The organism is Flavobacterium restrictum, assembly GCF_007097245.1.
Taxonomy (GTDB): Bacteria; Bacteroidota; Bacteroidia; order Flavobacteriales; family Flavobacteriaceae; genus Flavobacterium; species Flavobacterium restrictum.
The window spans coordinates 364,677-372,919 of the sequence record NZ_VJZT01000003.1; the positions used below are offsets into that span (position 1 = coordinate 364,677).

At 34.5% G+C, this 8,243-nt stretch carries 12 protein-coding genes; 8 read left to right on the forward strand and 4 right to left on the reverse strand.

What is annotated here, in order from left to right; all coding sequences use genetic code 11:
* Nucleotides 1-74: 74 nt before the first annotated feature.
* Nucleotides 75-929 carry a leucine-rich repeat domain-containing protein gene (locus FNW21_RS05455; RefSeq protein ID WP_144255727.1) on the reverse strand — a complete coding sequence of 285 codons (855 nt, stop codon included), beginning with the start codon at nt 927-929 and terminating at the stop codon, nt 75-77.
* Nucleotides 930-1,108: 179 nt separating this feature from the next.
* Between FNW21_RS05455 and FNW21_RS05460 the strand changes: the two genes are divergently transcribed.
* Entirely contained in the window at nt 1,109-1,591 is a 483-nt protein-coding gene (locus FNW21_RS05460; protein WP_144255728.1) for a DUF1761 domain-containing protein, read from the forward strand.
* A gap of 171 nt (nt 1,592-1,762) precedes the next feature.
* Here FNW21_RS05460 and FNW21_RS05465 read toward each other — a convergent pair whose 3' ends face one another.
* Nucleotides 1,763-2,041, reverse strand: a complete 279-nt coding sequence (locus FNW21_RS05465; protein WP_144255729.1) for a 4a-hydroxytetrahydrobiopterin dehydratase — start codon at nt 2,039-2,041, stop codon at nt 1,763-1,765.
* Between the two features lie 94 nt (nt 2,042-2,135).
* Between FNW21_RS05465 and FNW21_RS05470 the strand changes: the two genes are divergently transcribed.
* The 7 genes from FNW21_RS05470 to FNW21_RS05500 all read left to right on the forward strand — a co-directional run bounded on the left by FNW21_RS05470 (nt 2,136) and on the right by FNW21_RS05500 (nt 6,950).
* A complete protein-coding gene (locus FNW21_RS05470) occupies nt 2,136-3,284 on the forward strand; it encodes a GNAT family N-acetyltransferase (protein ID WP_144255730.1) in 1,149 nt (382 codons plus the stop codon).
* 13 nt (nt 3,285-3,297) lie between these two features.
* Nucleotides 3,298-4,506 carry a helix-turn-helix domain-containing protein gene (locus FNW21_RS05475; RefSeq protein ID WP_144255731.1) on the forward strand — a complete coding sequence of 403 codons (1,209 nt, stop codon included), beginning with the start codon at nt 3,298-3,300 and terminating at the stop codon, nt 4,504-4,506.
* Between the two features lie 185 nt (nt 4,507-4,691).
* Nucleotides 4,692-5,051: a hypothetical protein gene (locus FNW21_RS05480; RefSeq protein ID WP_144255732.1), complete on the forward strand. Its 360-nt coding sequence runs from the start codon at nt 4,692-4,694 to the stop codon at nt 5,049-5,051.
* A 13-nt stretch (nt 5,052-5,064) separates the two neighbouring features.
* Nucleotides 5,065-5,688 (forward strand): GIN domain-containing protein, encoded by a 624-nt coding sequence (locus FNW21_RS05485; RefSeq protein WP_144255733.1) that lies wholly within the window; start codon nt 5,065-5,067, stop codon nt 5,686-5,688.
* Between the two features lie 65 nt (nt 5,689-5,753).
* A complete protein-coding gene (locus FNW21_RS05490; RefSeq protein ID WP_144255734.1) occupies nt 5,754-6,107 on the forward strand; it encodes a hypothetical protein in 354 nt (117 codons plus the stop codon).
* Between the two features lie 2 nt (nt 6,108-6,109).
* Nucleotides 6,110-6,589, forward strand: coding sequence for a DoxX family protein (locus FNW21_RS05495; protein ID WP_144255735.1), 480 nt, complete (start codon nt 6,110-6,112; stop codon nt 6,587-6,589).
* Nucleotide 6,590: 1 nt separating this feature from the next.
* Nucleotides 6,591-6,950: a hypothetical protein gene (locus tag FNW21_RS05500; protein WP_144255736.1), complete on the forward strand. Its 360-nt coding sequence runs from the start codon at nt 6,591-6,593 to the stop codon at nt 6,948-6,950.
* A gap of 163 nt (nt 6,951-7,113) precedes the next feature.
* Here FNW21_RS05500 and FNW21_RS05505 read toward each other — a convergent pair whose 3' ends face one another.
* Nucleotides 7,114-7,677 carry a phosphatase PAP2 family protein gene (locus FNW21_RS05505; RefSeq protein WP_144255737.1) on the reverse strand — a complete coding sequence of 188 codons (564 nt, stop codon included), beginning with the start codon at nt 7,675-7,677 and terminating at the stop codon, nt 7,114-7,116.
* Nucleotides 7,677-8,081 (reverse strand): Sec-independent protein translocase subunit TatA/TatB, encoded by a 405-nt coding sequence (locus FNW21_RS05510; RefSeq protein ID WP_144255738.1) that lies wholly within the window; start codon nt 8,079-8,081, stop codon nt 7,677-7,679. The genes FNW21_RS05505 and FNW21_RS05510 overlap by 1 nt, the downstream gene beginning before the upstream one ends.
* Nucleotides 8,082-8,243: the final 162 nt, after the last annotated feature.

Here is an 8,243-nt window from a genome sequence, read left to right on the forward strand (position 1 = left end):
AAGAATCCACAAGCAGTAAGCGCTTTTGATTCAACTAAATAGCAGGTAATTTTGGAATGTTTAAAATAGAAAATCTAATCTTCGGATACGACTGTTTTGCTTTTTTCGGAAAAAATATCCAATAAAACAACACTTCCTTGGTTGTTGATCATCGTCATATTCAACGTGTCTAAAGCGGCTAAATTTCTAGAAACCGTACCGCTAAAGTTGTTGTATGAAATATTCATTTCTTTTAGATTTACTAATTGCTCGATTTCGGCAGGAACTTGACCCTGCATCGCATTATCAAACAAACTTAAGTTTTCTAGCGATTTGAAATTTATAATTTCACTACTCAAATTGCCATTCAGTTTATTGCTACTTAAGAGTAAATTTTTTAAGGTTCTAATTTTATAAATCGAATTTGGTAATCCGCCCTGAATGTCATTGTTGTACAAAGCCAAAGTTTCTAACTGTGTTAAATTACCCAATGCAGCTGGTAATTCACCGCTAATGGCATTGCTATAAAGTTCAATTGCTTTAAGGCTGGTAAGGCAACAAATGGAGTTAGGAATTGCGCCTGACAATTGATTGAACGAAATGTCGATTTTTTGTAAGGACTGCAACCGACCAATCGTGGTAGGAATAACACCGTTGAGTTGGTTTTTATGCAAATCTAATTCTTGGAGGTACACGAGATTCTGAATTTCATTTGGCAAAAATCCGTCTAAATTATTTTCTGATAAATGTATCGCAATTACCTTATCGTCCTGTAACGTAATACCATACCAAGAACTTATAGGAGCCGAAAGATCCCATTTTGTTGTCCATTGATTTCCGTTGGTAGCGTTGTACAATTGAACCAAAGCGTCACGCTCTGAACTAGAAACAGAAGCAAATGTAAAAAGAGAACAGAAAAAAACCAAAAACGAAGTAGTAATTACTTTCATAAGCGTTGAAATGCTATTATAGCAGAGTACAAAATAATTAAAATATCGGATGATACGCAAATTTAATCGATGAAATACACTTTTTATTATTTTTAAAAGATAAATAACTTACAAAAAAATGAAAACATACTTTTTCAAAAAAAACAGTATATTTGAAACACAATTTTAAAATCAAACCTATGGAAATCAATTTTTTAGCTATTCTAGTAGCAGCAGTGTCAACAGTAGTAGTGGGATTTGTATGGTACCATCCCAAAGTTTTTGGTGGTATTTGGATGAGAGAATCCGGCTTAACAGAGGATAAAATGAAAGGAGTAAATAGGGTAAAGATGCTGCTTTGTTCGATTATATATGCCTTTTTTATGGCATTTATATTGCGTTTTTTGGTCATTCATCAAACGGGTGCATTAGGAATGGTAGGTGGCGATGCTACAAAAGCACTCCCTTCCTACAATGCTTTTTTGGACGATTATGGCACGGCGTTTAGAACCTTTAAACATGGCGCATTACACGGTTTCATGACAGGATTGCTTATGATTTTACCCGTTATAGGCACGAATGCTTTGTATGAAAGACGCAGTTTTAAATATACAATGGTAACAGGCGGTTTTTGGATAGTATGTTTTACCATCATGGGTGCTATCATTTGTGGTTGGAGCTAGAAGTGCTATAAACTTGATTGCTCGGATATATACTAAACCCCTCGTTTAGTGTAGTGCGTGATTTGCAATCCATACCCATAAACGAGAGCAAACAACCATAACTTATAAAAACGGCATTCAAAAATTATTTTGATTGCCGTTTTTTTATGGAATAGTACTTATACAACAGTATTAGTATAAGTCATCTATTTTTTGAGCCAAATCAAAATCTTTTTGGGTAACTCCTTGTGCGTCATGGGTAGTCAGCCGGAGGGTAACTTTGTTGTAAACATTGAATAATTCAGGGTGGTGATTGGCGATTTCGGCTTGAATCCCCACTTGAACGAGGAATCCCAATGCTTGCGAAAAATTTTTGAATTGAAATTTTTTCTCAATGCCGTTATTGCTAAACCGCCATTGGTCGAGTTGCTCTAAAAAAACTTCGGCCGATTCATTATCATACGTTTTCATACTTTTTTTTATAAAGTTAGATAAATAATCACATCCCGCTAATACTTTAACTTTATTGGTTAAATTTGGTGTCAAATACAAATCAGCTAACAGATTGAAACCTCTTTTTTCTTTTAGAATTTATACCCAAACTGCCCAACTTCCTGACAAATGGAATGATGTAGCAGCACACAATGTTTTTTTGTCGCGAGATTATTTGTTTGTTTTGGAGCAATCGGCGCCCGCAAATATGGTTTGCCATTACATAGGCATTTTTGAAAACGACCAATTAGTAGGTGTTGCCCTATCCCAATTTTTAGATTTGAATGCCTTGGCCTCTTTTGGAGAGCGCGATAAATGTATTAAATCTGCTGTTAGGAATTTTTTATTCAAAAAACTGTCTTCTAATGTTCTGGTTATTGGGAACAATATGTTGACGGGGCAAAATGCGTTTTCAGTGTTGGAATCAACCAATACCGATGCTGCTTTGAAAGCCTTGAAAATGGCTTGCAAAAAGTTGATAGCTGATTTTAAATCAAAGGGAATCAAAATTCACATTACTACGTATAAAGATTTTTTGGAGGCCGATATTCAAAAATTTGCAACTCCTGATTTTGCATCAATATTTCAATTTTCGACCCAACCCAACATGCATTTTGACATTCCAGAACAGTGGCAATCCGAGCAAGATTATATTGATGCTTTGTCCAAAAAATACCGAGATCAATACAAGCGTGCCCGCAAAAAGGCAACTGGAATTGTCAAACGAAAAATGAGCTTGTCTGATGTTATTGCCCATGAAGATACTATTTACAATTTGTATTATCATGTTGCCCAGAATGCGCCTTTCAACACTTTTTTTTTAAACAAAAATCATTTCAGAATTTTTAAAGAAGTGCTTCAGGATACCTTTCTTTTTTACGGCTATTTTATTGACGATAAGTTAATAGGTTTTAATACGTTGATCAAAAACGGAAATACCATGGATACTTATTTTTTGGGTTATGATGAAAGCATTCAAAGAGACAAAATGCTCTATTTAAACATGCTTTATGACATGATTGGTTATTCGATTAACAAAGGATATTCCGAGATTATTTTTGCCAGAACGGCACTGGAGATAAAAAGTTCAGTAGGGGCAAAACCCCAAAAAATGTATGGTTTAATGGAGCATAGTAATCCTATAATTAACAAAAATATAGCACAATTATTTGGGTATTTAGAACCCGAAACGATTTGGCAAGAACGCAATCCGTTTAAATAATATTCAAAAGAAGATGCTTTACAATTTTAATTTTTACAGTTCCCTTTTGCTAATCACGTTCACGCAAGGAATTATTTATAGTTTTTTGTTGCTAAAAAAGGGTCTTGAAACTCAAAATAAATCCAATTATTGGTTGAGTTTTTTTGTGTTCCTATGCAGTTTGTATGTGGCACCTTGGATGCTTGGTTTTGCGGGATGGTATGACAATCAACCGTATCGAGATTTTATGTTTTATACGCCATTTCAACATTTATTTTTTATTGGGCCTATTATTTTTTTTTACACGAAAAGCCTTTTAAATCAATCTTTTAAATTTACAAAAAATCAAGCGCTACACCTTATTCCGGGTCTTTTGTACCTTTTTTATAATTTGATTATTTGGATTTATGATAAGCAAATTCTCAAGAAATACTATTTTTACGAGAACGGTATGGACAAGGATTTTGACCCTTGGTACCAAACGGCGGGACAAATTTCGATGGTAATTTATTTTATATTATCCATACGGTATTACAATTTATACAAAAAACTGATTGTTCAAGTCGCTAGTAATGCCGATGCCATTTTATTCCGATGGATAAAAAACTATTTAATTTGTTTTTTAATCATGCTGTTGCTCCCCTCAATATTTGATATTATTGCAAAAATAGTCCCCGCAATTCAATCCTATCAAGGCAGTTGGTGGTTTTATCTCGCTTTTTCGTTAGTACTTTATTACATTGCGATAACCGGATATGCTAATGCGGTGAACACAAAAATTGGCTTTAAAGTGTCTGTTTTGGATTCAAAACCGATGTTGCTTTTGGATTCATTCCAAGATTTAGAAGAAGTCGAAAATGCAATCGAAATAGCGTATGAAGCGGTTGGAAGTGCCAGACTTGCTGATATTGAACTTTGGAAACAACAACTCGAAACCCTCATTCAAACCGAAAAACTATACGAAAACCCCGAATTATCATTGACCGATGTCGCTATAAAGATGCGAACTAATACTGCTATCATTTCTAAAACTATCAACCAAGGCTTTGCAATGAATTTTAACGACTTCATCAATACCTATCGGATTGAAGCCGTAAAGCTAAAATTTGCCAATGGCGAACATAAAAAAGCTACTTTATTGGGCATTGCTTATGATTGTGGGTTCAATTCGAAAGCTACTTTTAATCGCGCCTTCAAGAAAAATACCAGTTATTCGCCCAAAGAGTTTTTAAACACAATTTGAGACCCTTTTGATAAAGCGGCTCACAAACCCAGTAATTCCAGTCTTTTTTTAAAGTTTATGATTTGAGGCCTATTTAATTAGGCTCAAATTATGATTTGAAACGTTTGCCAGTTACCGCTGTCGCATCTTTGCTATGTTGTTAACGACCAGCGCAATCAGTATCCATTTTTAAACTTTAAAAAATTATGAAAACAATTGTATTATCAATCGCAGTAGCCTTACTTCTTACTTCTTGTAATGTATTCAGTTCCTTAAATTCGAATACTTCTATTAAACCCAATGAGCAATTTTTATTAGGAAATAATGAACATGGCAAGTTTCATGTTACCTTAAAAAATGTTTCCAATCATCCAATAGAAATTCATTTAGCTCCAATAAATGGCGGATCCTATTCCTATCAAACCATTGCTATAGGCGAAGTGGTATCTACAAAAGTAGCGAACAATACAGTGCTTGTTATTGAGAATAAATCGAATGAATACGCATCAGTTGACTTAAAAGTAACAGGGGATTTGGGATTGAGTATGGGATATAAAAACAATTAAAGCTCAAAAAAACATGACAAAAATTATCATCGCAATTACAATGCTATTGGCATCTATAGTTGCATCAGCACAACTTCGAGGTTCCGGAATAACCATAACCAAAACCTACGATTACAACAATTTTAATACAGTTAATTTTGATGATTTAGACGGGAAACTGCAAATAGAAGTGGGAAAACCATTTAGTATTTCCATCACAATTGATGATAATTTACTTGACTTATTAGCAGTTGTTGAAAACTCAAAATACAACAATTTGACTATTTCCTTAAAAGGCAATACCAACAATAAGTTGTATATAGAAGATACTAAAATAAAAGTGGTAATTACTATGCCTTTTCTTTTAGCGGTGAGCAATAATGGCAATTCTGGCTTGACAGTTACCAATATTAACAGCAAAAATTTTAAAGTACAAAATCCTGTAAATGGCAGTACGACTTTGTCAGGAATTGTTGATAATTTGGAAGTTATAGACAAAGGAAATGGCAATTTGAATGCAGTACATTTATTAGCCAAAAAAGCAACTGTAATTTGTAGAGGAAACGGAAACGTTCGTGTAAATGTATCACAAACTATATCAGGAAAGCAATCTGGAAACGGAAATATTAGCAATTGCGGTCAGGCAGTCAGCCTTTAGATTGGGTTTCAATCATAATCAAATAATCAAAAATCAGTTTAACAAACAATTAAAATACAATCCAAATGCAAAAAACAATACAATACGCCGCCATTTTGGTACTTAGCTTCTTCATTTTTTCTTTTCAAAATGGGACGCAACAAAGTGCAATTCCAAAAGTAGGGATGCTAACAATTAAGGACAAAAGCGAGATTAGTTTTTGGAAAGGAGTGGCGCACAGCTCCTTTAGAATCCACTTGTCTAATCCAAGCAAAATCAATTCCTGCGAAGTCTATATTGTAAAAAATGGGCAAGAAAAATGGATTTCACCCTCACTGCTTGCCCAAGGGAAATTAGATTTTAATGTGCCAAAAAATGCTCACATTTTCTTTAAAAATTTCAGCAACGAAGATTTAATAGTAACCTATTCAATCGATTAATTATGAAAACAATTTTACGATTAATTCAGCCAATTGTAATGCCGTTTTGGTGGCAAGATGTATTGTTTGCACTACCCAGAATAGTTTGTGGGTATTTATTAACAGCGAATTTTGGTGCTGCCAAATTTGGTTTACCATGGTCACCACCCGACAATAATTTAGGATTGTTTGAAGTCGCTTTTTGGTTTCCTAATGATGTTGCCGGGTATGGGGGCATATTTGCTACATTTTCTGTTTTTTTTGCTTGGATGGGTGCTTTTAGCGAAGCTGTAGGAGGTATTTTCTTATTGCTAGGTTTTCAAACTAGGATTGCTTCTTTTTTGATTATGAGCACGATGCTTGTTGCAATTTTTATGCAACAAATTCAAAATGGGTTGTGGAACTGCTTGCCAGCAATGGGTTTTCTTTGGGTGGCATTGTTTAGCTTGATTGTAGGGTCAGGACGATTTGGGGTGGATTATTTAATTTCAAAAAAACAGTAAAATGAAAAAGCAAAGTATATTTATAATAGTTTTTTTGGTACTAATGAATGCAAGTTGTGTGCAAAAATCATATACCAAAACGGTAGTTTTTTATTTGGATGTGAAAGGCATAAAGAATGTCAAAAAAGTAGGCATTCGTGGCAATGACAAACCATTGAGTTGGGATTATGATTACGATATGCAACTCGATAAAGACAGTGTTTACAAAGCAACGTTAACGGATAAAACAGGTTACAAATTCACAACTGTAAAATTTACAATCAACGGTAATTTTGAATTGAAAGACAAAGACAATAGAAAGGTTTATTTTTCCAACAAGGACACTACCGTTTATCGTGCAAAATTTGATAAAATCGAATAAGGCATTTTGCTCTTATATTTTTGAATTTTTTACTTATTACTAATGGTAAAAAGTGTTCCAAAAGTTTAACGGCGAACGGTACTTTTTTGTTTTAGCATTTTACAAAACCTAAAAAAATGGTACGAAAAAAGACAGCAGAATTAGCGCCTTAAAAAACAAGTTTTTATACTGAAAAATATTTTTTTTGGGCGATTTTATACATTTTAAACATAAAAAAGCCAGTAATTCCACCGCACAAATACCCACAAATAATGTCGATTGGGTAATGCAATCCCAGATAAATCCGGCTGTACGCAAATACGAGCGGCCATACAAATAGAAATCCCAAATAACGGAATTCTCGTTTGAAATTCAGATATAAAAAAGTTGCTACCGCCATCGTATTTGCGGCATGTCCCGAGAAAAAACTATACGAGGTGCGCACTTGTACTACACGAATAAAAGTATTGATTTCGGGGTTGTTGCAAGGGCGTAACCGCTGAAAACTGAATTTAAAAAGATTGGTAATTTGATCGGTTAAGGTTAATAAAATCGCTACAAACAACAGTAAATAAAGGGTTTGTTTGGTGCCTAATTTTTTGAAAATAAAATAGGCCAAAAGCAAGAACAAGGGCAGCCAATAGACTTGTTTGGTTATAATAAGCCAAAGTCCGTCATAGGTTGGGGAGCCTAATCCGTTGAGGTAAATGAAGGCTTGGGTATCTAGCGATTGAAGTTTTTCTAGCATTACATTTGGCGTTTTATAGGGCCAGTAATGTCTTCAAGCTCGGTTTTTATTTGCTCTACGGGCGTGTTTGCAGCTGCCACAATTTTTTCGGAATCGGTGTTTAATGCAGCTGTCACGGTTTGTGAAATGCCTGAAAAAGTGGTTTCGGTTTCGCCTAGAAGGTTGTCTTTGGCTTTGTTGATTTGTGAGCTAATACTTCCCGTCAAATCCGATAGTGTTTTTTGGTCAAAACCAGTATCGTCAACGCCTTTTTGAATTTCGCTTTTGATGTCGTTGGTTGCATGTTTTAGCTGCGCCATTGCTTTGCCCATAGTGCGAGCAATTTCGGGGATTTTATCCGATCCAAAAAGCATAAGTACAATAAACATGATAAAAACTAATTCGCCTCCTCCTATACCAAACATATTTTTTATTTTTTAGTGTGACAAAGATATTAATTTTTGGATGGCTACATTTTAATTATTTCATAAAAAAAGACTCCGTTAAGAGTAGTCATGGTCGGAAGAAATTCCGACCATTTTTATTTCAAGTTTTAAAGACTTTGGCAGGGTCTCCACCAGCAAAGA

Coding starts and splice junctions, on each gene's coding strand:
- FNW21_RS05460 (WP_144255728.1), top strand. CDS start 1,109: ATGGAAATCAATTTTTTAGCTATTCTAGTAGCAGCAGTGTCAACAGTA.
- FNW21_RS05455 (WP_144255727.1), bottom strand. CDS start 929: ATGAAAGTAATTACTACTTCGTTTTTGGTTTTTTTCTGTTCTCTTTTT.
- FNW21_RS05485 (WP_144255733.1), top strand. CDS start 5,065: ATGACAAAAATTATCATCGCAATTACAATGCTATTGGCATCTATAGTT.
- FNW21_RS05490 (WP_144255734.1), top strand. CDS start 5,754: ATGCAAAAAACAATACAATACGCCGCCATTTTGGTACTTAGCTTCTTC.
- FNW21_RS05510 (WP_144255738.1), bottom strand. CDS start 8,081: ATGTTTGGTATAGGAGGAGGCGAATTAGTTTTTATCATGTTTATTGTA.
- FNW21_RS05500 (WP_144255736.1), top strand. CDS start 6,591: ATGAAAAAGCAAAGTATATTTATAATAGTTTTTTTGGTACTAATGAAT.
- FNW21_RS05505 (WP_144255737.1), bottom strand. CDS start 7,677: ATGCTAGAAAAACTTCAATCGCTAGATACCCAAGCCTTCATTTACCTC.
- FNW21_RS05495 (WP_144255735.1), top strand. CDS start 6,110: ATGAAAACAATTTTACGATTAATTCAGCCAATTGTAATGCCGTTTTGG.
- FNW21_RS05480 (WP_144255732.1), top strand. CDS start 4,692: ATGAAAACAATTGTATTATCAATCGCAGTAGCCTTACTTCTTACTTCT.
- FNW21_RS05465 (WP_144255729.1), bottom strand. CDS start 2,041: ATGAAAACGTATGATAATGAATCGGCCGAAGTTTTTTTAGAGCAACTC.
- FNW21_RS05475 (WP_144255731.1), top strand. CDS start 3,298: ATGCTTTACAATTTTAATTTTTACAGTTCCCTTTTGCTAATCACGTTC.